General features: G+C 56.5%; 25 protein-coding genes, 1 other RNA gene, 1 pseudogene and 1 riboswitch. Of the genes and pseudogenes, 15 read left to right on the top strand and 12 right to left on the bottom strand.

Annotated elements, in window-relative coordinates; all coding sequences use genetic code 11:
* Positions 1–99: 99 nt before the first annotated feature.
* Positions 100–1773, top strand: a complete 1674-nt coding sequence (recN, locus tag HBJ59_RS27260; protein WP_017478557.1) for a DNA repair protein RecN — start codon at positions 100–102, stop codon at positions 1771–1773.
* 96 nt (positions 1774–1869) lie between these two features.
* Here recN and fur read toward each other — a convergent pair whose 3' ends face one another.
* Complete coding sequence (gene fur / locus HBJ59_RS27255; protein ID WP_003212228.1) at positions 1870–2274, bottom strand: ferric iron uptake transcriptional regulator; 405 nt, start codon at positions 2272–2274, stop codon at positions 1870–1872.
* A 98-nt stretch (positions 2275–2372) separates the two neighbouring features.
* Between fur and HBJ59_RS27250 the strand changes: the two genes are divergently transcribed.
* Entirely contained in the window at positions 2373–2900 is a 528-nt protein-coding gene (locus HBJ59_RS27250; protein WP_167665363.1) for an outer membrane protein assembly factor BamE, read from the top strand.
* A gap of 62 nt (positions 2901–2962) precedes the next feature.
* Here HBJ59_RS27250 and HBJ59_RS27245 read toward each other — a convergent pair whose 3' ends face one another.
* Together HBJ59_RS27245 and HBJ59_RS27240 are read right to left on the bottom strand one after the other, a co-directional pair.
* Positions 2963–3277: an RnfH family protein gene (locus HBJ59_RS27245; protein WP_178124296.1), complete on the bottom strand. Its 315-nt coding sequence runs from the start codon at positions 3275–3277 to the stop codon at positions 2963–2965.
* Positions 3270–3704, bottom strand: coding sequence for a type II toxin-antitoxin system RatA family toxin (locus tag HBJ59_RS27240; RefSeq protein ID WP_076013763.1), 435 nt, complete (start codon positions 3702–3704; stop codon positions 3270–3272). The genes HBJ59_RS27245 and HBJ59_RS27240 overlap by 8 nt, the downstream gene beginning before the upstream one ends.
* A gap of 167 nt (positions 3705–3871) precedes the next feature.
* Here HBJ59_RS27240 and smpB point away from each other — a divergent pair, with 167 nt between their 5' ends.
* Positions 3872–4354, top strand: a complete 483-nt coding sequence (gene smpB / locus HBJ59_RS27235; protein WP_076013764.1) for an SsrA-binding protein SmpB — start codon at positions 3872–3874, stop codon at positions 4352–4354.
* Positions 4355–4409: 55 nt separating this feature from the next.
* Here the strand turns inward: smpB and HBJ59_RS27230 are convergent, their stop codons facing one another.
* Positions 4410–5177, bottom strand: a complete 768-nt coding sequence (locus HBJ59_RS27230) for an FCD domain-containing protein (RefSeq protein ID WP_063033222.1) — start codon at positions 5175–5177, stop codon at positions 4410–4412.
* A gap of 261 nt (positions 5178–5438) precedes the next feature.
* Between HBJ59_RS27230 and HBJ59_RS27225 the strand changes: the two genes are divergently transcribed.
* The 5 genes from HBJ59_RS27225 (at position 5439) to HBJ59_RS27205 (ending at position 11949) form a co-directional block, all read left to right on the top strand.
* On the top strand, positions 5439–7133 hold the full coding sequence (locus HBJ59_RS27225; protein WP_167665362.1) for a lactate permease LctP family transporter: 1695 nt from the start codon (positions 5439–5441) through the stop codon (positions 7131–7133).
* Positions 7134–7203: 70 nt separating this feature from the next.
* Entirely contained in the window at positions 7204–10014 is a 2811-nt protein-coding gene (locus tag HBJ59_RS27220) for an FAD-binding and (Fe-S)-binding domain-containing protein (protein WP_167665361.1), read from the top strand.
* Between the two features lie 186 nt (positions 10015–10200).
* Positions 10201–10485, top strand: coding sequence for a hypothetical protein (locus tag HBJ59_RS27215; protein WP_008436825.1), 285 nt, complete (start codon positions 10201–10203; stop codon positions 10483–10485).
* Positions 10486–10587: 102 nt separating this feature from the next.
* Positions 10588–10985: a transfer-messenger RNA gene (ssrA, locus tag HBJ59_RS27210) on the top strand.
* 124 nt (positions 10986–11109) lie between these two features.
* Entirely contained in the window at positions 11110–11949 is an 840-nt protein-coding gene (locus HBJ59_RS27205; protein ID WP_178124295.1) for a hypothetical protein, read from the top strand.
* A 292-nt stretch (positions 11950–12241) separates the two neighbouring features.
* Here the strand turns inward: HBJ59_RS27205 and HBJ59_RS27200 are convergent.
* Positions 12242–13392, bottom strand: a protein-coding gene (locus HBJ59_RS27200; RefSeq protein WP_104502081.1) for an IS3 family transposase whose coding sequence is annotated in 2 segments (ribosomal slippage) — positions 12242–13158 and positions 13158–13392 — 1152 coding nt in all. Because the reading frame shifts where the segments join, the coding sequence is not laid out codon by codon here.
* 244 nt (positions 13393–13636) lie between these two features.
* Here HBJ59_RS27200 and HBJ59_RS27195 point away from each other — a divergent pair.
* Positions 13637–13750, top strand: a pseudogene (locus HBJ59_RS27195) (transposase domain-containing protein); the annotation flags it as partial.
* Positions 13751–13763: 13 nt separating this feature from the next.
* On the opposite strand, the gene ppa reads toward HBJ59_RS27195, so the two are convergent.
* From ppa to crcB, 3 genes are read right to left on the bottom strand one after another with little or no spacing between them, the layout of a single operon-like run.
* On the bottom strand, positions 13764–14309 hold the full coding sequence (gene ppa / locus HBJ59_RS27190; RefSeq protein ID WP_167665360.1) for an inorganic diphosphatase: 546 nt from the start codon (positions 14307–14309) through the stop codon (positions 13764–13766).
* A gap of 2 nt (positions 14310–14311) precedes the next feature.
* Positions 14312–14665 (bottom strand): DUF190 domain-containing protein, encoded by a 354-nt coding sequence (locus tag HBJ59_RS27185; RefSeq protein ID WP_167665359.1) that lies wholly within the window; start codon positions 14663–14665, stop codon positions 14312–14314.
* A gap of 10 nt (positions 14666–14675) precedes the next feature.
* Positions 14676–15059: a fluoride efflux transporter CrcB gene (crcB, locus tag HBJ59_RS27180; protein WP_167665358.1), complete on the bottom strand. Its 384-nt coding sequence runs from the start codon at positions 15057–15059 to the stop codon at positions 14676–14678.
* 142 nt (positions 15060–15201) lie between these two features.
* Positions 15202–15263: riboswitch (Fluoride riboswitch) on the bottom strand.
* Positions 15264–15673: 410 nt separating this feature from the next.
* Here crcB and HBJ59_RS27175 point away from each other — a divergent pair.
* From HBJ59_RS27175 to HBJ59_RS27150, 6 genes are all read left to right on the top strand, one after another.
* Positions 15674–15862, top strand: coding sequence for a hypothetical protein (locus tag HBJ59_RS27175; RefSeq protein ID WP_167665357.1), 189 nt, complete (start codon positions 15674–15676; stop codon positions 15860–15862).
* A 2-nt stretch (positions 15863–15864) separates the two neighbouring features.
* Positions 15865–16119 carry a hypothetical protein gene (locus HBJ59_RS27170; RefSeq protein WP_167665356.1) on the top strand — a complete coding sequence of 85 codons (255 nt, stop codon included), beginning with the start codon at positions 15865–15867 and terminating at the stop codon, positions 16117–16119.
* Positions 16103–16342 carry a hypothetical protein gene (locus tag HBJ59_RS27165; protein WP_167665355.1) on the top strand — a complete coding sequence of 80 codons (240 nt, stop codon included), beginning with the start codon at positions 16103–16105 and terminating at the stop codon, positions 16340–16342. The genes HBJ59_RS27170 and HBJ59_RS27165 overlap by 17 nt, the downstream gene beginning before the upstream one ends.
* A 153-nt stretch (positions 16343–16495) precedes the next feature.
* A complete protein-coding gene (locus HBJ59_RS27160) occupies positions 16496–17137 on the top strand; it encodes a hypothetical protein (protein WP_167665354.1) in 642 nt (213 codons plus the stop codon).
* Complete coding sequence (locus HBJ59_RS27155; RefSeq protein WP_167665353.1) at positions 17134–17970, top strand: DUF3037 domain-containing protein; 837 nt, start codon at positions 17134–17136, stop codon at positions 17968–17970. Before HBJ59_RS27160 ends, HBJ59_RS27155 begins: the two co-directional genes overlap by 4 nt.
* 136 nt (positions 17971–18106) lie before the next feature.
* Entirely contained in the window at positions 18107–18355 is a 249-nt protein-coding gene (locus tag HBJ59_RS27150; RefSeq protein ID WP_167665352.1) for a hypothetical protein, read from the top strand.
* Between the two features lie 156 nt (positions 18356–18511).
* On the opposite strand, the gene HBJ59_RS32110 is transcribed toward HBJ59_RS27150, so the two are convergent.
* The 4 genes from HBJ59_RS32110 to HBJ59_RS27130 form a co-directional block, all read right to left on the bottom strand.
* Positions 18512–18700, bottom strand: a complete 189-nt coding sequence (locus HBJ59_RS32110; protein WP_167665351.1) for a DUF2188 domain-containing protein — start codon at positions 18698–18700, stop codon at positions 18512–18514.
* A 550-nt stretch (positions 18701–19250) separates the two neighbouring features.
* Complete coding sequence (locus tag HBJ59_RS27140; RefSeq protein WP_167665350.1) at positions 19251–19994, bottom strand: hypothetical protein; 744 nt, start codon at positions 19992–19994, stop codon at positions 19251–19253.
* 76 nt (positions 19995–20070) lie between these two features.
* Positions 20071–23232 (bottom strand): hypothetical protein, encoded by a 3162-nt coding sequence (locus HBJ59_RS31740; protein ID WP_256670907.1) that lies wholly within the window; start codon positions 23230–23232, stop codon positions 20071–20073.
* On the bottom strand, positions 23232–24821 hold the full coding sequence (locus HBJ59_RS27130; protein ID WP_167665349.1) for a hypothetical protein: 1590 nt from the start codon (positions 24819–24821) through the stop codon (positions 23232–23234). The genes HBJ59_RS31740 and HBJ59_RS27130 overlap by 1 nt, the downstream gene beginning before the upstream one ends.
* Positions 24822–24892 lie beyond the last annotated feature (71 nt).

Genomic DNA, 24892 nt, shown 5'->3' with positions numbered 1-24892 from the left:
AAGCCAGCCATTCAAGCAAATCGGACTAAGCATCAGGATTGTCACCCCCAAACAAAACACTGTATAAATAACCAGATCTAAAGCCTGGGAGCGGCCGTCATGCTGGTGCACCTGTCCGTACATAACTACGCCATCGTTGAACATCTGGATCTTGAACTGGATCGCGGGATGAGCGTAATCACAGGCGAAACCGGCGCCGGCAAGTCGATCATGCTCGACGCCCTGGGCCTGACCCTGGGTGATCGCGCCGACAGCGGCGTGGTTCGCCCGGGCGCCGACAAGGCCGACATCCTCGCCACCTTTGACCTGGCCGACATCCCGGAAGCCGAGGCCTGGCTTGCCGAGCGCGACCTTAATAATGAAGGCCCGTGCATCCTGCGCCGGGTGATCACTGCCGAAGGGCGCTCCCGCGGCTATATAAATGGCACACCCTGCCCGCTTGGCGACTTGAAAGCCCTGGGCGAGTTGCTGATCGATATCCATAGCCAGCATGAACACCAATCCCTGCTGAAAACCGACACCCATCGCCGACTTCTCGACGAGTATGCCGGTGCCACCGACCTTGCACGCCAGGTGCAATTGGCCGCTCAGCGCTGGCGCCAAACCCGCCAGGAACTGGAGCGCCTCTCCAACTCCGGCGATGAGCAGCGCGCCCGCCACCAACTGCTCAGCTATCAACTGGAAGAGCTGGAAAGCCTGGGGCTCGGCGAGACGGAACTGGAGCAACTGGAGCAGGAACACAAAAACCTGACCAACGCCGAAACCCTGCTGGGCATTTGCCGGCAAGTGGTGGAACAGTGCAGCGAAAGTGATTCCGGCAATGTGCTCAACGCCCTGACGGCGAGCCTCAATCGCCTGTCCAGCGTGAACAATGCCTCCGGCTCACTGAATGAAGCCACCACGTTGCTGACCAGCGCGCAAATTCAGGTAGAAGAAGCCGTCGGCGAGCTGAACCGCTTTCTCGATCACTTCGATGCCGACCCGGCTCGCCTGCAGGATATAGAAGAGCGCCTGGACACCATCTACACCCTGGCGCGCAAACACCGGATCCAGCCGACCGAAGTCGCGACCATGCAGCAAAAGCTGCTGGATGAAATCGAAACCCTGAATGCCAATGATGAATCCATTGAGCGACTGGGCGAAGAGTTGGCGTCCTTTGCTCGCCACTATCAGGAAAAAGCCCGAGAGCTGAGCGACCTGCGTCATCAGGCTGCCACTGGCCTGGCCAGTGCGGTAGAACAGGAAATCCAGCGATTGGGCATGCCCGGCGGGCGTTTCACCATCGAGCTGCACACCAACACCAGCAACGAGCTGCTGCCTAACGGGCTTGAGCAGGTAGAGCTGCTGGTCAGTGCGAACCCAGGCCAACCACTCAAGGCGCTGGCCAAAGTGGCATCCGGCGGCGAACTGTCGCGGATCAGCCTCGCGATCCAGGTGATCACGGCCCAGACCTCACGCGTGCCAACGCTGGTATTCGATGAAGTGGACGTCGGGATCGGCGGCCCGACTGCCGAGATTGTTGGTCAACTATTGCGCCGACTGGGCGATCGCGGCCAGGTACTGACCGTCACTCACTTGCCACAAGTGGCTGCTCAAGGGCACCAGCACCTATTCGTGCACAAGGTACGGGGCAGCGATGCCACTCATACCGCCGTGTCCAAGCTGAACAAGACCGAACGGGTAGAAGAAGTCGCGCGGATGCTCGGAGGCATTGACCTGACCAAAGAATCCTTGGCTCACGCGAAGAAAATGGTGGTCACCGCGAAGGTCTAAGGCTCAGCTCACTGATCCTTTTCTTTCTATAGAAAGCACGAAGGCGACCCTAGGGTCGCCTTCGATCGTTTCGCAGAGTGAATCTGCGTAGCTTTCTTACTTTTTCTTACGTATGTAGAGAACCAGATTGTGGTCCACCAAATCGAATCCATGCTGCTCAGCGATCATGTGCTGGAGCTTCTCGATTTCCGGACTGGTGAACTCGATAACCTCATTGGTATCCAGGTCAACCATGTGGTCGTGATGACCGCCGTCGGCCAATTCAAACACTGCATGACCGCCGTCGAAATTATGACGAACCACCAGTCCTGCTGCTTCAAACTGGGTCAGTACACGGTAAACCGTGGCCAGGCCGACGTCCTCGTTAGACTCCATCAGTGCCTTGTATACATCCTCGGCACTCATGTGGCGCTGCTCAGCAGAATCGAGCATTTGTAGAATCTTGACTCGTGGCAGAGTCACTTTAAGACCGGCTTTGCGTAGTTCGCTATTTTCAACCATGGTTAGCTTTCTCGCGGATGCTGCTTCGCAGCTTCTCTTAATACGGGTATGATCGGCGTTTACGTTGTCCCAGCCAAGATAGTGGAAGTCGCCCACCGATGCAAAACACCAAGCTCTTGCTAACCAGTTTCACCTTTGTGGGACTGCTCGCACTCGCCGGTTGTTCATTCCCCGGGGTTTACAAAATCGACATCCAGCAGGGCAATGTCGTCACGCAGGACATGATAGACCAGTTACGCCCGGGAATGACCCGACGGCAAGTACGGTTTATCATGGGCAATCCCCTGCTGACCGACACATTCCATGCCGATCGCTGGGATTATCTCTACAGCATCCAACCTGGTGGCGGTGAACGCCAGCAGGAGCGGGTCAGTGTCATCTTCAATGGCAATGATCAGCTCACCAGCCTGTCGGGGGACTTCAAACCGGGCGTAAGCCGCGATGAAGCCTTGCTGGGCAAGGACAACGGCACCACCGCTCCTGCGCCTGCGCAGAACGAGGAGAAGCCTAAGTCCGAGGTACCGGCCAAGCCTGGCTCCTTGCTGGACGAGATCCAGAAAGGCGTCGACGGCGTGCAAACCGTTCCGGTGCCAACTCCAGAACCTCTGGACGCCAGCCCGCAGTAAGTTTGTAACGCTCGATAAAAAGCCCGGCATGCCGGGCTTTTTGTTGCCTGCCGTTTCGCAAGCTATGAATTCTGCTGTTTTGCCTTGGCAGCCTTCGCCGCACGCAAGCGACGTATCTCCATCGGATCTGCCAGCAATGGCCGATAGATCTCGATTCGGTCTCCATCCCGCACACAGCGAACATCCGCGTCCGCAACCACCTTGCCGAAAATCCCCAAAGGGCAACTCTCCAGATTCAGCTCCGGGAATTGCGCGACCACTCCAGAACCCTGCACCGCCGCCCTGAGGCTTGAACCCGGCGCTACTGCCAGGCTCATCAACACCTGGCGATCCACCGCGGCGTACACCACCTCGATTTCAACCAATGGCTCAGCCATGCATTTGCTTGGCGCGTTGGCAGAACGCGTCCACCAGGGTATTGGCCGCTTGATTGAACAACGGGCCCAAGGTGGCACGTACGATAGGGCCGGCATAATCGAACGACAGGTCCAGGCTGATCTTGCAGGCCTTCTCGTTCAACGCCTTGAACACCCACACACCATGCAACTGAGTGAATGGGCCTTCTTCGAGATTCATCTCAATGGACTGCCCGGGCACCAGCGTGTTGCGCGTGACAAAGTGCTGGCTCAAGCCGCCCTTCGCCACCCCCACGCTGGCGAGCATATGTTCATCACTGCTCTCCAACACCTCAGCAGTTGAACACCAAGGCAGGAACTCCGGGTAACGCGCCACGTCGTTGACCAGGTCATAGAGCGCCTGTGCCGGATAAGGCAGCAGGGCCGAACGTTGAATATGCGTCGTCATGTGAGCGTTATTTCCACAGCTGAGCGGCAAACATCGCGAAAGGACAACAGGATTCGCGAAAGAAAAAATCAAAAAACAGCCTACATTGTCCGGGATTCATTCAACACGCTCAAGCACGCAGGTTGACCGTAGCCGACGCGCTCGCAACTCCCTATAATGCCGCCCCTATGGCTAAACAAAAGAAACACCCAACAGGGACCATCGCGCAAAATAAAAAGGCGCGACACGATTACTTCATCGAACATCGGTTCGAGGCTGGTCTGGTCCTGGCCGGCTGGGAAGTAAAAAGTCTGCGTGCCAGCAAGCTGCAACTGGTCGACAGTTATGTGCTGCTCAAAGACGGTGAGGCATGGCTGCTCGGCAGTCATATCACGCCGCTGATGACAGCCAGCACCCACGTGATTGCCGATCCGGTGCGCACGCGCAAGCTGCTGCTCAATGCTCGCGAGCTGGAAAAACTCCAAGCTGCGGTGCAGCAAAAAGGCTACGCCTGCATCTGCCTGTCGTGGTACTGGAGCAAGCACCTGGTCAAGTGCGAGATCGCATTGGGCAAGGGCAAGAAGGAATACGACAAGCGTGACACCGAGCGCGAACGCGATTCCAACCGGGAATTGCAGCGTGCCGTGCGTAACAAGGGCAAGGAAGACTGATTTTCCTGTGACTTGATGTGGCTGAGGGAGCCCGCTCCCTCAGCTACCTCAATCGCTATATCCCCTTGCGCCGTTCCGCCCGCGCCATGCGCTGAACCTCCTGCCGCACTTCTTCCAGCACTTCCTGCACATACAGCAGGTGACGTGTTGAAACCTCCCGCGCCTGCTCGGCACGCCCTTCGATAATCGCCAGGTACAGATCACGGTGCTGATTGATCAGCATGTCCCGTGTTTCGGTACGCTGCTGATACATGCCACCAATGTTGGTCACCACGTTACGCTTGAGCAGATCGAACAGGCCGCGAATGGTATGCAGCAATACCGCGTTATGACTGGCCTCGGCGATGGCCAGGTGAAACCTCGCATCCGCCGCGCCCTCTTCCGCCCGGCTCACTTCGTCTGACCGCGTATAGCAATCCTGCAGTTCTTCGAAAGCCGCCGTCAGCCGCTCTCGGTCCACCTCAGTGGCGCGCAACGCTGCGTAGTACGCGCACGAAGCTTCCAGGGTCTGACGGAACTCCAAAAGGTCGCGCTGAGCCTCGGGATTATTTTCCAGCAGATGCAGCAGCGGATCACTAAAGGTTGAACCCAGCGACTCCACCACATAATTGCCACCACCCTGACGACTGATCAGCAAACCTTTGGCCGCCAGCTTCTGGATCGCCTCGCGCAACGACGGTCGCGACACCCCGAACTGCTCGGCCAGTGCGCGCTCGGCCGGCAAGCGCTCGCCCGACTTCAGCGTGCCCTCAAGGATCATGCCCTCAAGCTGCTCGACGATATCGTCAGACAAACGGCGCTGACGCACCTGATCAAACCCCATAACTCACTCTCCACCATCCCGACCACTCGCCGGGGCCCCTATTCTGGCCTATCGCCGCGCATCCGGCACCTATCAGAACGCTCTCGTTTCATCCGATCAGTACCCGTTTAGGCCGACCTACGACCAAAGATTCACAAGCGGCAAATTGACACATCCCCCTGAAGGCTTTTAACCTAGCCAACAGCGATTGTAAATTGGTAATACCAATTATCCAAATCGCTAAAGCAGTGCCTGACCAACAACAATTAGGGGCCACCCCATATGCAAACCTGGCAACAGCTCTACAGCCCGCTCGGCAGCCTCGGCCTGTCCGCACTGGCCGCCGTCATTCCCATCGTATTTTTCTTCCTGGCCCTGGCGGTGTTCCGCCTCAAAGGCCACGTTGCGGGCAGCATCACCTTGGCACTGTCGATCCTGGTGGCGATCTTTGCCTTCCAGATGCCGGTCGATATGGCGCTCGCCGCCGCCGGTTACGGCTTTGCCTACGGCCTGTGGCCCATCGCCTGGATCATCGTCGCCGCTGTATTCCTCTACAAACTGACGGTCAAAAGCGGCCAGTTCGAAATCATCCGCAGCTCCGTGCTGTCGATTACCGACGACCAGCGCCTGCAAGTGCTGCTGATCGGCTTCTGCTTCGGCGCCTTCCTGGAAGGTGCGGCCGGCTTTGGTGCACCGGTGGCGATTACCGCCGCATTGCTGGTAGGCCTGGGCTTCAACCCGCTGTACGCCGCCGGCCTGTGCCTGATTGCCAACACTGCACCCGTTGCCTTCGGCGCACTGGGGATTCCGATCATCGTGGCGGGCCAGGTGACGGGCATCGACGCGTTCAAGATCGGCGCCATGGCCGGCCGCCAATTGCCGCTGTTGTCGTTGTTCGTGCCGTTCTGGCTGGTGTTCATGATGGACGGCCTGCGCGGCGTCAAGGAAACCTGGCCTGCCGCGCTGGTTGCGGGCCTGAGCTTCGCCGTTACCCAGTTCTTCACCTCGAACTACATCGGGCCTGAACTGCCGGACATCACCTCGGCCCTGGCCAGCCTGATTTCCCTGACCCTGTTCCTGAAAGTCTGGCAGCCCAAGCGCAGTGCCGGCGCGCAAATCGCTGGCGCAACGTCCGGCACCGCCATCACCGCCAGCGCCGGTGGTTTTGGCCTGCCCCGCAATACTGTGGCTTCGCCTTACAGCCTGGGGGAAATTTTCAAAGCCTGGTCGCCGTTCCTGATCCTGACCGTACTGGTCACCATCTGGACCCTCAAGCCGTTCAAGGCGATGTTCGCCGTCGGCGGTGCGATGTACAGCTCGGTGTTCAACTTTGCGATCCCGCACCTGGATCAACTGGTGATCAAGGTTGCGCCGATCGTTACCATGCCAACGGCCATCCCTGCGGTGTTCAAGCTTGATCCTATTTCCGCGACCGGCACGGCGATTTTCTTCTCCGCTTTGGTGTCGATGCTGGTGCTGAAGATCGACTTCAAAACTGGTCTGACCACCTTAAAAGAAACCTTCTATGAGCTGCGCTGGCCGATTCTCTCCATCGGCATGGTGCTGGCCTTTGCCTTCGTCACCAACTACTCGGGCATGTCATCGACCATGGCCCTGGTGCTGGCAGGTACCGGCGCAGCCTTCCCATTCTTCTCGCCATTCCTTGGCTGGCTCGGCGTGTTTCTGACAGGCTCCGACACCTCGTCCAACGCGCTGTTCAGCTCGCTGCAAGCCACCACCGCGCACCAGATCGGCGTCAGCGACACCTTGCTGGTGGCGGCGAACACAAGCGGCGGCGTGACCGGCAAGATGATCTCGCCGCAGTCGATCGCCGTGGCATGCGCCGCGACTGGCCTGGTAGGCAAGGAATCCGACCTGTTCCGCTTTACCCTCAAGCACAGCCTGTTCTTCGCGACGATTGTCGGGCTGATCACCTTGGCCCAGGCCTACTGGTTCACCGGTATGCTGGTGCACTAAGACCTGCACGTAATAGGGTAAGAACCGACGCCGGACAGCGATTCCGGCGTCAGCTATTTCTGGAGGACCGATGAGCCTGCCTGCTGCTTTTCTGAGCGACGCCGCACAACTGATCCCGCAAGATCGTCGCTTCGACGATCCACTTTCCACCCTCGCCTTCGGCACCGACGCCAGTTTTTACCGACTGATCCCACAACTGGTGATCCGTGTTGAATCGGAAGATGAAGTGGTGGCCCTGCTGCAACTGGCCCAGCGCGACCGTGTGCCGGTGACCTTTCGTGCAGCGGGCACCAGCCTTTCGGGTCAGGCCATCAGCGACTCGGTACTGATCGTACTGGGGGACAACTGGAACGGGCGCGAAATTCGCGGCAAGGGCACACAAATCCGCTTGCAGCCCGGTGTGATCGGGGCGCAGGCCAACGCTTGGCTAGCGCCATTCGGGCGCAAGATCGGTCCGGATCCGGCGTCGATCAATGCCTGCAAGATTGGCGGCATCGTCGCCAACAATGCCAGCGGCATGTGCTGCGGCACCGCGCAGAATACTTATCACACCCTGGCAGGCATTCGCTTGGTGCTGGCCGACGGCAGCCGCCTGGACACGGAAGATCCGGCCAGTGTTGCGGCCTTTCGCCAACATCACGGCAAACTGCTTGAGCGCCTGGCGACACTGGGCCGCGAAACGCGGGCCAATGCCGAATTGGCTGCAAAAATCCGCCACAAATACCGCCTGAAAAATACCACCGGGTTGTCACTCAACGCCCTCGTGGACTTCGACGAGCCACTGGATATCCTCAGCCATCTGCTGGTGGGTTCCGAAGGTACCCTGGGCTTTATCAGCGCAGTGACCTACGACACGGTGATCGATCACCCGAACAAAGCCTCGGCCCTGATCGTATTCCCCGATGTGGAAACCTGCTGCAACGCGGTGACCGCCCTCAAAACCCAACCTGTTTCAGCCGTTGAGCTACTGGACCGACGCAGCATGCGCTCGGTGCAGGACAAACCCGGCATGCCGGCTTTCGTACAACAGCTGTCGGAAAATGCCTGCGCCCTGCTGATCGAATCCCGCGCAGCCTCGCCCTCATTACTGCATGAGCAATTGGCGCTGATCATGGCCTCCCTGGCCAGCTTCCCGGTGGAGAAACAAGTCGACTTCACCGAAGACCCGGTGGAAAACGCCCGCCTGTGGGCAATCCGCAAAGACACCTTCCCCGCCGTCGGCGCCGTGCGTAAAACCGGCACCACCGTGATCATCGAAGACGTGACCTTCCCGGTGGAACAACTGGCTATTGGCGTTAATCGCCTGATCGAGTTGTTCGACAAACATCACTACGACGAAGCGATCCTTTTCGGACACGCCCTGGAAGGCAATCTGCACTTTGTGTTCACTCAAGGCTTCAACAGCGCGGAGGAAGTCGCACGCTACCAGGCGTTTATGGACGACGTCGCCCAGTTGGTGGCAGTGGAGTTTGGCGGCTCGCTGAAGGCCGAGCACGGTACCGGTCGCAACATGGCGCCCTTCGTCGAACTGGAATGGGGCAGCGATGCCTACCAGTTGATGTGGCAACTCAAGCGCCTGCTCGACCCCAACGGCATTCTCAACCCGGATGTGGTGCTCAGCGAAGACCCGCAAATCCACCTCAAGCACCTCAAGCCACTGCCCGCCGCCGACGAGCTTGTGGATAAGTGCATCGAGTGCGGCTTCTGCGAGCCGGTTTGCCCATCAAAGGGACTGACCCTGAGCCCGCGCCAGCGCATTGTGATCTGGCGCGATATCCAGGCCCGAAAACGTGCCGGCATCGACACCACCGAACTGGAAGCGGCCTATCAATACCAAGGCATCGACACCTGCGCGGCCACCGGGCTTTGCGCCCAACGCTGCCCGGTAGGCATCAATACCGGCGACCTGGTGAAAAAGCTGCGCAGCCGCGACGCCGACCGCACCAAAACAGCCGAATGGCTGTCGACGCATTTCGCCACGGCACTGCAAGGTGCGCGCTTCACCCTGCACGTAGCCGACGGCGCGCGCATGCTGCTGGGCGCGCCGCGACTGGCGAAGCTCTCGGCCACGGTGACCCGCCTGTCCAAGGGGCAAATCCCCCAGTGGACCAACGCCATGCCGCAACCGGAAAAGGCCATTCGCTTCAGCCCCGCCGTGAACGATGAGCGTCCACGGGTGGTGTACCTCGCTGCCTGCGTATCACGTGCGATGGGGCCGGCAGCCGGTGACAAGGAACAGATGTCGCTGTACGACAAAACCCGCGGCCTGCTGGAAAAAGCCGGTTACCAGGTAGTCTTTCCCGACAATCAGGACAACCTCTGCTGCGGCCAGCCTTTCGCGTCCAAAGGCTACGCCGAACAAGCCGAACACAAACGCCAGGAACTGATCGGCGCCCTGCTCCACGCCAGCCGTGGCGGCCTCGACCCGATCTACTGCGACACCAGCCCGTGCACCCTGCGCCTGGTCCAGGACCTGGCCGAAACCCGTCTCGACCTCTACGACCCCGTGCGTTTTATCCGCACCCACCTGATGGACCGCCTCGACTTCACCCCCCAGGAAGCCCCGATCGCGGTGCATGTCACCTGCAGCACCCAGCATTTGGGAGAAAGCCAGGCGCTGATCGACTTGGCCAGGCAGTGCAGCAAAAACGTGGTGATCCCCGAAGGCATTCATTGCTGTGGGTTTGCTGGCGACAAAGGCTTCACCACGCCGGAGCTGAATGCGCACTCACTGCGCAGCCTGAAGGACGCCGTGCAGTATTGCAGCGAGGGCATTTCCACCAGCCGTACGTGTGAGATTGGCCTGACGCAACACGGTGGAATTGATTACCACGGCCTGGTGTACCTGGTGGACCGAGTGACCCAGGCGCGGGCCCATTAGAGCCGCCCCTTTTTGGTGCCGAACCTAATGATTTCGGGGTTTTTCGACTAATCCAGCGACAAAACAGAACCCCTGCGCGCCGGCGTAGTCATCTGCATAGGCCTCGACAAACGAGGCTCATCAGTGACCTCGCTGGCTGCACGGAAAACCGGCAGCATCGAGCCCTATTTGCACAAGGAGATACCCATGAAGCGTTCCGCTCTTGCTGGTTTGTTCATTACCGCTGCGATGCTGGCGTCCCCCGCGTTTGCCGCCGGAACAAAAGACGATCTGTGCCAAATCAACCTGGACAAAATCAACAACGGGAAAGCGTTGCTCGCCACCGACACCAGCGGCAAATCTGGCGAAATCGACACCGCCGTTTCCCAAGCCAAGGCGGCCCATGCGGCAGGCGATGACAAAAAATGCATCGAGATCACCTCCAAGGCGCTGCAAAGCCTGCAGGACTCGGACAAAGGCGGCAATCAGTAACCCGCTGACTGCTCAGGCCAACCTTCGGGTTGGCCTTCTGTGAGCGATTGGCGTACACTGCACAGGCTTGTCACTCACTAAGAAACAACGAGTTACAAGCACGGGGCCGTTTAGGATTCGACGCCGGTCGCGAAACTTTAGGTGCATGCCGAGTTGGTAACAGAACTCGTAAATCCACTGTTGCAACTACTTATAGTTGCCAATGACGAAACCTACGGCCAGGAATTCTCTCTCGCTGCGTAAGCAGCTTTAGATCCTGAGCTTCTGGTACCTTCGGGTCCAGCAATCACCAGGGGATGTCTGTAAACCCAAAGTGATTGTCATATAGAACAGAATCGCCGTGCAGTACGTTGTGGACGAATCGGCTAAAACTTACACAACTCGCCCAAAGCACCCTGCCCTTCGGGTCGCTGAGGGTTAACTTAATAGATACGGCTAAGCATGTAGTACCGACAGCGGAGTACTGGCGGACGGGGGTTCAAATCCCCCCGGCTCCACCAAATAAGCTATACAAATCAGGCACTTAGCGGTTAACGCAAGTGCCTTTTTTGTGTCTGGATGGGCTGTTTTGGCTCGGTTATGCCAGCTTAATGACAGCGTCACGTGAAGCGACTGGGGCAGGATATGAGTTCGGAGATTGACCGGGTAAGGGATCGCGCAAAAAGTCGGGCCTTGGTGGACGATCTCTATCAAGACGCAAGCCGCGTGTATGTCGTGCATTACTCATGCGAATCGTTTTACGAAGGATCCACCGGCGCCTCGAAGAGGGTGACGTCCATCGCCGTGAGAAATTTAAAGTCTGCACAGACAAAATCTTGGTCGCTTCACAAATCAGCGGAGCTCAAGGGCTCACTTGCGACGATGGCAGATGAGCTGGACAGTCATGAAAAATCGATGCTCGATGGTTATTTTGCTTTTCTAGAGCAGCATAGAGATTGCCGGTTCATTCACTGGAATATGCGAGACGAGCATTTCGGCTTTTTCGCCCTTGAGCATAGACACCGCGTCATGGGTGGGCAGCCTTTTGAGCTTCAGGATGACAAAAAAGTGGATCTGGCTAGGGTACTAGTTAGCCTATACGGTAAGTCCTATGCTCCGCACGAAGATAGCAAAGGCCGCAAAGGCAGGATAATGAGCCTGACAGAACTGAACCGCGTGTCGGACGTAGACGCGCTGACAGGTGCACAGGAAGCTGACGCATTCGTCAGTGGTGACTATCTTAAAATGCACAGGTCAACGCTCAGAAAGCTGGATATGTTTGCGAATTTCTTCGAGCGTACTCATGAAAAGCGCCTTAAAACTAACGCTACCTGGGCAGATAAGTTTGGTGTCCGTCCAATTGCAATGCTGGAAATCCTAAAAGGCCATCCTCTATTCACCGCCTTTACGGTGATCGCTATCGCGTTGGGGGCTATCGCGAAATACACCGAATTTTTCAAACAATTCATAAATGGTGGCTCTTGAACACTCGGCTTTGGTAATGCAGCAGCATGGGCTGGAGAATGTCTCACGCCGCTGACTGCGTGGCTTACAGCGACCCTCTGTCTAAAACTATTCGACGAGATAGCGTCTGTTTAGCCCAATGAAACCGGGAAAGGCCGAGGTAGTTTTAGACACCTTTCGTATCTCAGCTTGACCGTTTTTAGACATCCTGTTGCGCTTTATCAAAAGCCCTGAGAGAATCGCAGCACTTTGACATCACTGGCAATTATCAGTGGTGCCTTCAAACTGGTTGGGCTGAATCGCCCCGGGTTTTCTAGACACTCTCCAGGCTCGCTGCGTAACGCTTTTCAAACTCTACCGGTGACAGCTGATTGTTGAAACTGTGGCGTCGTTTTGGGTTGTAAAACATCTCGATGTAATCGAACACATCATCCCGAGCATCCTGGCGTGTAGTGTAGATTTTACGCTTGATCCGTTCCCGCTTTAGCAGCTGGAAAAAGCTCTCCGCCACAGCGTTGTCGTGGCAGTTACCTCGACGACTCATGCTGGCCACCAGGTTGTTAGCTTTCAAGAAGCTTCGCCAGTCTGAGCTGCTGTACTGACTGCCTTGATCCGAGTGGATCATCACCTCTTGCTTCGGCTTACGTCTCCAAACCGCCATCAGCAGTGCATCAATGGCTACGTCGCTGGTCATCTGCGACTTCATTGACCAACCAATGATCTGGCGTGAAAACAGATCGAGCACCACGGCCAAATACAGCCAGCCTTCATATGTTCGGATGTAGGTAATGTCTGTGACCCAGACTTTGTTGGGTTCTCTGACATCGAATTGGCGCTTCAGTAAGTTCGGTGAGGCAACGGCTGGTTTACCGCCATATTTTCCCGGCCTCCGTCGATACCCAGTCTGAGAACGTAAACCTTCAAGGCGCATCAACCTAGCCACCCGGTGACGGCCACAGCTCTCACCAACCTCTCGCAGGTCATCATGGATCTTGCGATAGCCATAAACACCACCGCTTTCCAACCAGGAGTGTTTGATCAGTCCAAGCAGTCGCTGATCGTCCTTGGCTCGCGCAGATTTTGGTTCTGATAGCCACGCGTAGTAGCCGCTGGGATGAACCTTGAGCGTCAGGCAAAGCCGTCGAATCGCGTAATGACCCGCTTGCTGCTTAATAAAGGCGTACTTCAGCCGCACTCCTTGGCAAAGTACGCGGCGGCCTTTTTTAAGATGTCTCGCTCCTCCGTCACCCGTTTCAGCTCGGCACGTAGACGACGAACCTCAGCGCTCTGATCATCCTCCTCAACGCGCTGTTCCTGGGGCTTGGTGTAGCGCTTAACCCAGGCATAGAGGCTGTGCACGGACACACCCAATCGTGCAGCCACCTCCGAGACAGGAAGCTGCTTTTCGGTCACTTGCTTGACCGCCTGGATTTTGAATTCTTCGGGATATCGCTGGTTGCTCATGGCACCTCCTAATGGGCCTCATTTTAAGGCTTGGAGGTGTCTACGAAACTAGGGGCGATTCAGGCTGCTGTCCCATTGTGTCCAGCGAACACGCAAAGACAGCAACAGTCTGAATTTCCCCGCAGGCCACCATATGAGACTGGGAAAACAGCTAGGGAGGAATACCTATGGGTATGTCTAAACAAGCTGGTTCAGCAGTTTTGCACAAGCGCATTCGTGCGTTCGGTAGCATGGCCATCGGCTTCGGCTTAATGGGCATGATCCATATGCGTACCTTAAGGACGTCCTCACCCGCCTGCCGACACAGCGGGCGAGTGAGATTACTGAGCTACTCCCGCATAAGTGGGGTCACATCTAACAGTGCAGATTTTCTAGTGAGACACCAGGCTTTTTGGAACGTAGGCTGCTACTGACCTGCGGATTTCTTCCCTAGCCTCATCTGCGCTACCCCAGCGCCCCATCTTCACCCACTTACCCGGTTCCAACGCCTTGTAGTTCTCAAAGAAATGCTGGATCTGCGCAAGCAGAAGTGCGGGAAGTTCTTCGCACTTCTTGATATCGCTGTACATCGAGCTGAGTTTGTCATGAGGAACAGCGATTACTTTGGCATCGGCGCCTGCTTCGTCTGTCATGTACATCACGCCAACCGGACGACTGCGAATGACAACACCAGGAGAGACCGGATAGGGGCAGACCACCAGTACGTCCAGTGGATCGCCATCATCGCTTAGAGTGTTCGGAATAAACCCGTAGTTGGCCGGATAGAACATTGGTGTGCTGAGGAAGCGGTCGACGAAGAGCTGCCCACTTGGCTTGTCCACTTCGTATTTGATCGGAGAGTGGTTTGCAGGAATCTCGATAACGGTGAAAAAGTCATCGGGGATCGCGTTACCAGCTGGAATGTCCGTATAGCTCATGTTCATAGCTCCGAAGCTTTGGAGGGGGCTGCGCTGGAAGGCGTTTTTCCAAGTGTGCCCATCTCGATTGGCGTCTTGGTGAAAAACACCGATATTTCCTCACAGTCCAGTCGCTTGAATAACCGCTCTGCCTCATCCTCCGTGACTGCCAAGCGAATCTCCGTGGGTTGATCAGCCAGCTCAAAAAAGTGCGATGAGTGTAGTTTCCCAGTGTGTCCAAAACCTTCGATTCCAGTACATAGCGTGGCACCGCGCAGCCCCATTTCCTTAGCTACGTCGACGATCCATTCGCCAAGCATCTTTCCTTGATAACGACGGTTTTGTTGGGTGAAGAAAACGACCATATAACCTTTCATTTTAATCTCCTCAGCGAGTACCAATCATTTGGTAGGACAGTAGTCCGGCAGCGGTCATCACTAACGAACCTACGACGTGCAATGAAATTGAGCCGAGCGCCCACAGCAATCTCCCTTCTTGGATTAGGGCAACTGTTTCGGCTGAAAAGGTGGAAAAGGTGGTAAGTCCCCCACAAAAACCCGTGATGATTAGCAGGCGCCATTCGGGGCTTAAGGAGGGAGATGCGGCCAAGAACGCGATGGCTAGGCCGATGATGTACCCCCCGACCATGTTCGCCACCACAGTGCCTGGGGGAATTGTCGGGAAGAGTGCGTTGAGCTTCATGCCCAGGAGCCAGCGCAACCAAGCACCAAGTGATGCACCGATGGCGATAACTAATAGTGATTTCAGCATGGCTGCAATTCTCCTCTGGGCTGGTAGCGCCGAGGAGGTGCTGATAATCGCAGATTGCGATAGAGAGCTGATATGAGATTTGGAGTCAAGATCCTGTCCTACATTAGGGGACAGGGAGGCACACCTACGCACCCTGTCCAGGGTTTACGTAGGCATCATCAGCACGAGGCGGTTTCAAGGAGGAATGCCATCTCCTGAGAAGATCCTATAGCAACAGTACCGATAACTTCAACCTCCACGCACCGAAATCAGTGCGGCCTATAGGGACGCTGCCTCTACTGTCATAGTGACCTGAGCCTACCCAGCGACCTCAATGGAAGTTCGAAAATAGGTAAATCGGAATTCCAATCCAGTTGTTCAAGACGGGTTCGGCAGACGCCTACTCCCTGGCACGCCCGCAGCGCGATCAATCCGTTATCCCCATCGCCGGTGATGGCGATAGTTCTTTGAGCATGCCGCATTCTTGAGTTCGGCCCTTGTTTCTGATCATACTCACCAGATAGCGATCTGATAGTACGAAACTATGCCCCTCACCAAGCCTAGCCAGCAACTACGCCGAGATCTGCCGATACTGGGTTAATCACTGAAAACCGGATCTGTACAGGAGGCTAGCAATGGGTCACTCCGCTGATTATCAAACAGAGCTGCATATCAAGGAGCTTGAGAAGGTGGTCCAGACGCTTTTGGACCAGGGCAAAAAATTCAGAGAGGGTGGGCTTGGTGAGTTGGCGGACACGGCCTTTGACCAGGCGCGGCAACTGAAGCGCATCATAGCCGATCTCAGAAAGATGATGGAGGAGTAGGTATGTCCCTAACCAAGCCCAACCAGCAGCTGCGCCGCGACCTGAAAGAGGCTGCGGCCCTGCTCAAGTGGTCAGGGGTCGACCTGATGCAGGCCGCCGTGCGGATATCGGCGGCTGGACAGGAAGACGATTCCAGAGAACTGCTGAGGATCGCAGCGAGCTACCAGGCTGTCGAGGACAGGATGATCGGGTATGCGGATGAGGTGAAGGCTGGGCAAATAATCCGGAGCAAGGTCGCGAATGCAAAACCAAAATGATCTGCGTCGCGATCTTCAAGGTATCGCCTCAGACCTCAAGTGGTCCGCCGTCGAGCTGATGAGGATTGCGGAACGGCTGAGCCTTGCCGGCAATGAGGCGGACGCCCAGGCCGTGCTGAAGATGTGCACCGTACTTCGTGCTGACGAGGATCGGCTGGCGGGGTATGCGGAAGAGGTGAAGGCGGGAACGATTGTGCGGGGTAAGGCTGGAGCGGTCGGGTAGCTGTAGAAAATGGCCACGGATGATCAGTGGTAAATACACATTGGAGTAGTGTTTTTGATCCAGCAAAGCCTTGTCAGAATAAATGTTGAGGAAGTTTACCCTCAGAAAACGGACACTGCGCACGCGGGCGGGTTTTGTCGGTGTGACGACGGTATGGATTACGCCTATAAGATTAGTCACCCTGACCACAGGTACGTGCCCGCCGCAGAATGGCTATGCACCAGTGTCGCTCAAGCTTGCAGAGTAGCTACCCCGCCATTTGAAATAATTTTTTCTGAGAGTGGGGAGCCTTGGTTTGGGTCTCGCATTGAGGGTGGCAAGCTCGACGAGGACGATTGTATTTTGGCGCTCCAGGCTGGCGAGATGAGCGGCAAGATTTCTAATCTGAAAGAGCGCCTCTCTTCCATCTATGCGCTCGATCTGTTTTTGAACAACGTTGACCGCCACGGAAAAAACTATCTGTTCCGTACAAGTCTCGACAGGGTAGTTTTGCTTGCATTCGATTTCAGTCTGGCTTGGCTCGCTCACGGGCCTCAGTTGCGCGGCTTCCCGTCAGCCGACTCAAATACGATGATGGCCCATCGTTTTTTGGAAAGAGAGTACGGTTTTGACGCACCGACAGCTCTCAGGATGATAGATTCTATTGCTGGGCTGCCTGCGGGCTGGATAGTACCGTGTGCAGAGGCTATACCTGAGCAATGGAAGCTAGGGAATGAAATTGATTTGGCTGTTGAGTGGTGGGAGAGCCAAGAAAGACTGGATCGCTGCGAACAAATTAGAGGAGTGCTAAAATGAACATTGTTAGGTACAGCTTGATTCAGTTCACTCCCGACAGAAAACGCAACGAGACCGTCAATATCGGTCTTCTGGTATTTCTACAAGAAGAGATTTCTATTCACATGTGTGAGTCGATTAGAAAGATTCGCGCTGTAGATGGTATCACCACCGCCAATGAACTAAAAATAGCCGAAGCGCGCATCAGGAAAATCTTTAGCTCTATCGACTCTGGCTCTGATAGCTTTCAGCGTGAATTCGATTTTCTTCGTAGTATGCTGCCTAGCTCATACCAGCTTACGTCTCTAGGCTATTTCAAATGTGAATCAACTGAGCAAGCCAATCTCAAGATAGCGAAGCTGATGGAGGACTTGGTAATCCCACCGAGGCCAAGAGCTACGCGAGCATCCGGCACGCGGATCATCACAAATCTTCGCAAGCTGTTTCAGCAACATAATCTTTTCAGTACTAGTGTCGAAGACATTTTAAACCATCGCGTGGTTGAGAAATTTCCTATTTCTGAGCGTGCAAATCTTCATGCGGATTTCGCAATGAAGAACGGCGTGTACCACATCACGGAAACTATTGATCTCGCAGCAAGAGATTCATCAATGAAGTTTAAGGAGGCAGGGTTAAAATCCTTTATTCTTGCTAAAGCCAAGCTTGAACTTGGGAACGAAACCAGATGTTATGCGGTTTACTCAGCCAACTCCTCCGATGAGAAGGATAAGTCAGAAGCTATTGACCTTCTTAATGAGGGATCAGATTTTATCTACAACCTCAACAGCGCCAGAGATAAAATTGCATACATCCAACAAATGGAAGACGCCGCCGGTGTCGCTCGATTGCACTGAGTAGAAGCGACCAACCATAGAGCCCGGCCCAGCGCCGGGCTTCTTGTATCTGCCCTCCCCGATTTGAACGAGCATATAACTGAACGAATGCGTCCCTCCTGCGCTCTACGCTTTATAGCCCAGGTAGACATCAGCCATGCTCATTCACGAAAATTCGGTACTTCTCCAGAGCCTGATCTTTCAGCTCTCGGACGTCGACGGCAGATCTTCGTTCTCGCTGACAGGCGACGTTGCCCACAATCTCATGGGCCTGCGGGATCTACTTCAGCTGGAAATGATCACCAGGGAGTTCAGCTACGGCGTTATTGCGGACCCGCTTGGGTTTCTTCTGACTTCTGCTGAAGCAATCCTTTTGACTAAGCGCGGCAATCTGTTCTCAGGGTAAGTGCCAGCGGCGCTCTTCCCTACCTTGATTTCCATAATCCTTGGTCTAAAATCTACAGTGCCAACGTGTTCAGCCTTCGTTTGGCTTTTTCGCCCGCGCATGCGGGCTTTTTGTATCAGAAATTTGATTGAGTTGGTCTGCATCAATGTTGCCCGACTAAAACCGGAGCTCCTGAAAGGTCCCATTCGCGTTATCAATGCGTACAGAGGCTTTGGCGCCAGCAAGGAACTCAGCCGCCAGCTTGATCAACTCCTCCTTTGTCCTGGCCTCAATTGTAGCTCGCGTTCTTCGGGCTTGGAATAACGCCCAACCTGTGCTCGTTTTCTCAATGCGGTAAGTATTCATGAGCCCCCTCCCAAGAAAATTTGAGCATACACGGTCGCCATAATTAGCCCCCAAATTACCGACCCGGGTCAGCACCTTGCTTACTCAAGCTATCAGCGAACACCTTTCCCCTTTGCAGCGTCGAGCATACATTCCGCACCCTGCGAGAAAGAACTCCCGGCCTGTTGAACAAGTTTACGCCACTCGTCGCTGCCGATCAGGTCAGCGCGCTCCATAGCGTCGGCGCGCCTCAGCAATGAAAAGTACCGCTCCTCTGCCTCTATTTTGCTCTCAGCAAGCGCGAATAGCTCACGCCAGGCTGTCAGTGCCAATCTCCGCTGTGCTTCTCTCATTGGAGCGCCTATTGGTAGCGGGATATTTGATCATCATGGCCCCTCCACCATTAACAACCAAGCGCTCAATGGTGGCTGTACGCCACGAATGGTAGAGTGCGGGCTCAATTCCATCATGCGGTGGGCCACAACCAAACTGGTTGCAATGGAAGTTGAGGACTTATCTTTTTACACGACATGAAGAAATGCCCTACTAAAGTCCTGACGACTCAACCACTTCAGGTTGGCCCAGTTTCCAGTCGCACCCGTTCAGTGTCATCCATAGATTCGACTCGCTGCTCACTCGCCTCTTCAAGTTGATCAGCCTCGGCGTTTTCCTTGGCCAGGCGCTGCATTTCAGCCTGGTGCTGAATCTGGCGCCAGCGCGATATCTGCCGGTCGACCGCCTGGTCGTAGTCCAAGGCTGACATTTTATGTTGCGGGAAGTCCTGCACGGCATCCCACGCGGCCTGATCGAGGCGAAGCACGTCGCGGTGCATGGTGTAGCGAAGCTGGTCGTGCAGAATAGACTGAATAAACCCGGGGTAAACATCAGGAGCCGTATCCGCCGGCAGGCCGATCAGCTTCATTGAGGCGTCAAATGCAGCCGCCTTTGCGGTGAGTGGCGTCTGGACGTCCTGAAGCATTCGGCAATTCTGGACCGACTGATCCACCATCGCGCGCAGTGATATGCAGTCAACCTGGGCGCCCTTAAGTCGTTCACTGGTGTCGCTCAGCAGCTTGGCCAGGGCTTCGTAAACATGGGTAACCGCCTTGCTGGGCGCTTTAGCCGTAGTTGAACCGCACGCTGGGCACGCGCCGCCCTTTCGCTGCCCGGCGGGGCCAAACCAGCCGCAATTGCATGAACACAGCGCCTGTCCGTTCAACGGAAGCGGATTCAGTGCGCGGATCGGCTCTCGCTCCCCGGGTTTCAAACGGTCCGGATCAGTGAAAAGTGTCGAGTCTGGAGATTGTCCAGGCATCTGGAGTACCTATTGGGTGGGGCCTCGCGGCCGGATAAAGTGGGGAGCGGCCCCTATACAAGCAGGCCGCGCTGCATCAACTGGCAAGCTGTTCCCGTTCCTGGGTCAGCTTGGTCAACTCCTGCTGTTTGCGCTCGGCACTCATACCTCCGAGGCGCACCGCTGCCATTTTGGCATTGATGCTTTTCACGGTTGGCTTGGAAGCGCCAGCCGCCAGAGGCTTTGCTGTGTCGCCGGCCTTAAGCCAGGCCTTGAACTCCGGCATTTTCATCTCGGTGACGTCGCCCACGCTCCAGTCCTTATCGAAGTTGGATTTGTAGGCTTTGATCGCCGCAGCCTGGCTGGTGTAGCCCAGCATGACCTTGTGCTCATCAAACTTACCCGAGCCTTGGTCTTTCTGGTCCACGACGAACACCCGCTGGCTGAATGGCTCAGGGCCAACGTACACGTCAACCTGGTCGCCATCAGCGCCGGTGGTGCGTTTGATGTAGCCATAATGGTCGGACATTGAATGCGACCACTCATTGCCTTCCTTGTCGACGCCTTTGCGCTCCGAACCGCGGGGGTTCTCGATCGCAATATTCAGCCCTTGCAGGTTGATATGGCCTTTCCGGTAGTTACCCGCCTCTTTCTGGGCGGTGCTGGGTTCCGGGAGATTATTGTCGGGAGAGGTTGCTGCGTCACGCGCCGCAATATCCAGGGCTTCCGCCGGCGGCAAACTCGCGCGATCTGCTTTAGAAGAAGGCAGCAGGTCAGTAGGCTGTGTGTCTTCCTTGTCACCATACTGGTCCGCCTGGTCCTCATGAAGCTTCTGGGCGTAGTCGTCGGCACTTTGTACATCCTTGAAGACCCCCAGGTGCTTACCGGTTCGCTCATACGTCTTGATCGCCTCACGATCAGACATGATCCTGCCGTCATCGCTGACGGTCGGAATTAGAACCTCCTTACCGTCAACTCCGATCGACATAGAGCGCACGGTGCCAATAGAGCCATCCGCATTGCGCACCGTTGGCCTGGTGTTCAGGTCGATGTTGCCGGCGGTGATCAGGCCACCTGTGCCAGACCCAGGCAAGCCAGTATCGTCATCAGCCTGCTGTGCTTGCTCTTGCGGCTGTAAGCCCTGATTGGGCAGCACTGCAGCTCCACCTGACGGCTCCGGCGTCGGATTGGCAGATTGCAATGCTGGCAGCACGGGCTGCCCGTCGGCGGCAGGCCTTTGCACAGGCTCAGTCGCCTCGGAGTTGTCCTCGTCACCACCGCCGGCTTCTAAGGCCTGGATGTAAGGAGAAAACCTTGCGGCCAGAGCCCGGGCGGATGCAGCGGACGCCCCAGTATTTGGGTTCTCTGCGAGACGAATCAGTGCGTTTCGCACTGGCGCGCTCTCGTAAAGTCGTGCAAACCCACCGATCGAACCAGCGATAGGGATCGCCTTGAGACCGGCAGCGGACGCAGCGGCAAAACCTCCGATGCTGTAGTTTTGCTGCCCGGTATTGGTCATGACGCCAGCCTGACCCGCACGCCGAGTCGCATCTAAAACCTGCCGCAACCCTTCAAGCTGCCGACGGTCAGCATCCCTGAAAAAGATGTTGGCCTGAGCCGGCATCTTGTTCATGTTATTGATGAATCGATCGGGAGACAGTCCGTCAGCGCCCTGCGAGTTTCTGAGAAGTCTCTGGATAATGGTTGCCCGCGCTGCCTGCCGGCCTTCCGTGTCGAGGCTCTGGAAAAGGTTCCTAACCTCGCTTGGCTTGCGACTGAACAACAAGCTCTCGGCCAGTTCCGGGGTGACATCTCCGCGATCAAGCACAGACTTCATGCGGGACTTGCTGACCTTCCCGGCCTCCTCGCCATAAATCGCATTTGCCTGGCGAAGCTTGAGCACGTCTTGCGCCGGTAGGTTCGCCCGCGCAACATCATTCATATCGTCGTATAACGACGATTGCAGTCGCGTCAGCAACGCCTTAGCCCTTGTCGGCAACTGGCTTCGCGCGGCACCGTCGAAAGACTTAACGATGTCTCGCAACGCTGTGCGGTTCTCCCTGAGTGAGGAGTATGTTTGCGGTGCCGCGTTCAGCGTTTGCATGAACTGCTGGATTTCGCTCGCCGCCTCCGGGCTCCCTACAATCCCCGGCCGGTTTAGCTCGGCAAGAGCGTCATCCGCGGCTTGGGTCGTTCTGGCATACGGCACAACTCCTACCTGATCCAGCTGGGCCTCGTACTTGCCAATCCTGTTACCAGCAGCTTTACGGCGGCGGCCCACCCTTGCCTGAAGGCTTTCCATGATCTGATCAGCCTGGGGTGGCGGGTATTGATTATTGAGATCCTCAACCGCGGCTATCCGTGCTTCTCGCTGTGCTTGCCGCGCACCAGCCGTACCTGCGAACGGAATTCGCTCACCGGCTACCTGCGCGCTTCGAGACATGAACGTTTCAGGCGGAAATACATCGGAAGTCATCAAAGGGATGTTGGTCTGCTCAGCTGCTCGAACAAGCTGAGCGTTTTCGCCCTGAGCAGGATTTCGCATTGCCCTGACTGCACGCCTGCCGGCGTCCACAACACCGCCCGCAGCACTCGCTACAAATGGCGTTGCCGCGCCGAGCGCGCCAGCAATTGCAATATCACCGCCGTCAAAATTGCCGCCGGCATTTTCTTGCAGTCCCTCAAGCCCCGCCTGTGTAGCAGCAGAGCCCGCCCCCAACACCACCGCCTGGCGGGCCAGACCGCCACCAGCCAATGTTGCTACACGACCGGCAGGGGTGAATGCCGCGCCAATACCTACAGCCTGGGCAACATCAAGCCCTGTTAGCCCGGGCTTGTTGATGACCGCCTGAGCACCGGTCTTGTTGTTCGCCGCGATCAGGTTGCCCTTTTCATCTTGAGAAATGCCGATGTAGGGAGAGCTGGAGCGCAGCATTTTTGCAATTTCGCCCGGATCGGTGGTGGTCGGCAGCGCTGCAAAAAGTGCTGCCTGCTGTCCAGCCGGGATATCGAGCCCTTTGAACAGGCCGGAGTTCTGCAACTCCGGCAACTCTTTAGTGGCGCGCGTCTGACGTTCGGAACCCGTGAACATCTCCTTCACACCCTGGATAAAGCCGCGATCTCGGGGCTCTTCCTTGCCTGCGAGCGGTGCAGCCTCCCAAGCTGGCCTGGTAGAGGCGGTTTCCGGTTTTGCGACATTGCCGGCGCCTGTTGCGCCGGCGCCCGCGTCATAGAGCGGAGCATCTTCCCAAGCGGCCATTATGGTTTCACCCTTTGTTTTCCATTTGGATCGATGAACACCGTGCCCGACGGCAAGCGGTTGTAGTCATCGTCAGTCGCGATGCTCGGCGCAGAGGCACTCTGCTGCCGGGCCGGCGCAGTTGCCTGCGGCAATTGCAAACCTCGCTGCTGAGCCGGGCCCGCCTGAGGAATTACGGTACCGATGTCCAAGGGTTCAGCCCGGGCGTTTTGGCGGCGCTGTTGGATCATGTTGGTTTTTAGCTCCATCGCCTTTTCGTTCAGGGCCCGGATTTCAGTCAGGCGCTGCTGCACCAGCGCGGGGTCGTTGATATTGGTGATGAGCTCATTCCAGGCGCGCTGGGCATCACCATCCGTTTGCACTCCAGAGTTGAGCCGCAGGCTGGCATTGCGCAATTGCTCAAGCGTCGAGTTCAGCGAGCCGTAGTTCCTCGACTCCTCGGTGCTCATGCCCATCGCATTACGTGCTGCTGCAAGTTTGTTATTGACTGGGCCGAGGTTGAGCTTCCCCGACGTGATCTGCTCGCCGATGCGCGATAGCTGATCGTTCATGGTGGATGCAGCGGCGATCGCCTCCAGATCCTTGTCCTCGGCTTTTTGAACCGGAGCCGCGAGGGGCTTGCTCATCTGATCTTTCGGGGCCAGCCCCATTTGCTGACCGTATCGCAACGCGGCCTGCCTGTTTTCGGGAGTGTTGAAGACTCCACTCAGCAGCTTGTACCCGGATACACGGTCAACCAATTTCTCGATGGGCATCTCGAGCACTTCATCATCCGCATCATTGGCGGTGCCGCGGCTCTTGGTCATCGGGGCAGTATATTTTTTCCCATCATCACCAGTTATCTCGAGCTCAAATGCAACGGTACCCTCCGTCCGCCCAGGCATCACTTGCACAATGCGCTTCTTGCCGCCTCCGCCTTGCTGAATGTTCGGCGCAAACATACGATTTACCGCGTCCAAAGCCTCAGGCGAGTTTGAGTTGATTTCACCGGTGAACACCTTGCCAGCAGTCGCTACATCGCCCTGCATGGTAGGGGAAAGGACGTGACGGGGGTCCATCCAAGGGTTGCGCTTGAAAACCTCAAGATCGTTGTCGTCCAGATCCGCGCCCGCGGCAATCTTGGCGTAGGCGGATTGCGCGGTGAGCGCATCCTGCTTCTGCATTTCGGCTTTGTCCTGCCGTCCGATCTGGCGAGTCAGCTGTTGCTGCTGAAGATCAAAGCGCTGATCCTCGTGCTGCATACGCACCGCTGCCTGCTGCTGGCCCGCGACCTGCAGACCGTAAGTTGCCTGGACCTGTCTATCTTGGCGCGAAGCGTTGTCCGAATCGCGCTGGCGCAGGTAATTGCGCTGATCCTGCGTATCAGTGTAGTTACGCTGGTCTGTCTCCCGACGGTACGCAAGATCATCTTTGCGTAGCCCCATCTCCTGCTGCTGAATATCTCGACCGTACTGGCGATCCTCGGCCTGCTGCGCGATTTGCACGCGCTGGAGCTCTTTTTGATCTTTTTGCGCGAGTAAGTTGGTGACCAGGCCGAAGCCTTGGGAGAATCCATCCATCCCGCCACGGGTATCTAATCCGCCTGCCATTTGTTGTCTCCCGACAATAAGAAACAGCTGAACCTAATGGTCCACCGCTGATAACTTGACTTCTAGTAGCT

It is taken from the genome of Pseudomonas sp. AN3A02, assembly GCF_011765255.1.
Lineage (GTDB): Bacteria > Pseudomonadota > Gammaproteobacteria > Pseudomonadales > Pseudomonadaceae > Aquipseudomonas.
The sequence above is the reverse complement of the archived record's forward strand: the minus strand, read 5'-3'. Positions and strand labels throughout refer to the sequence as shown.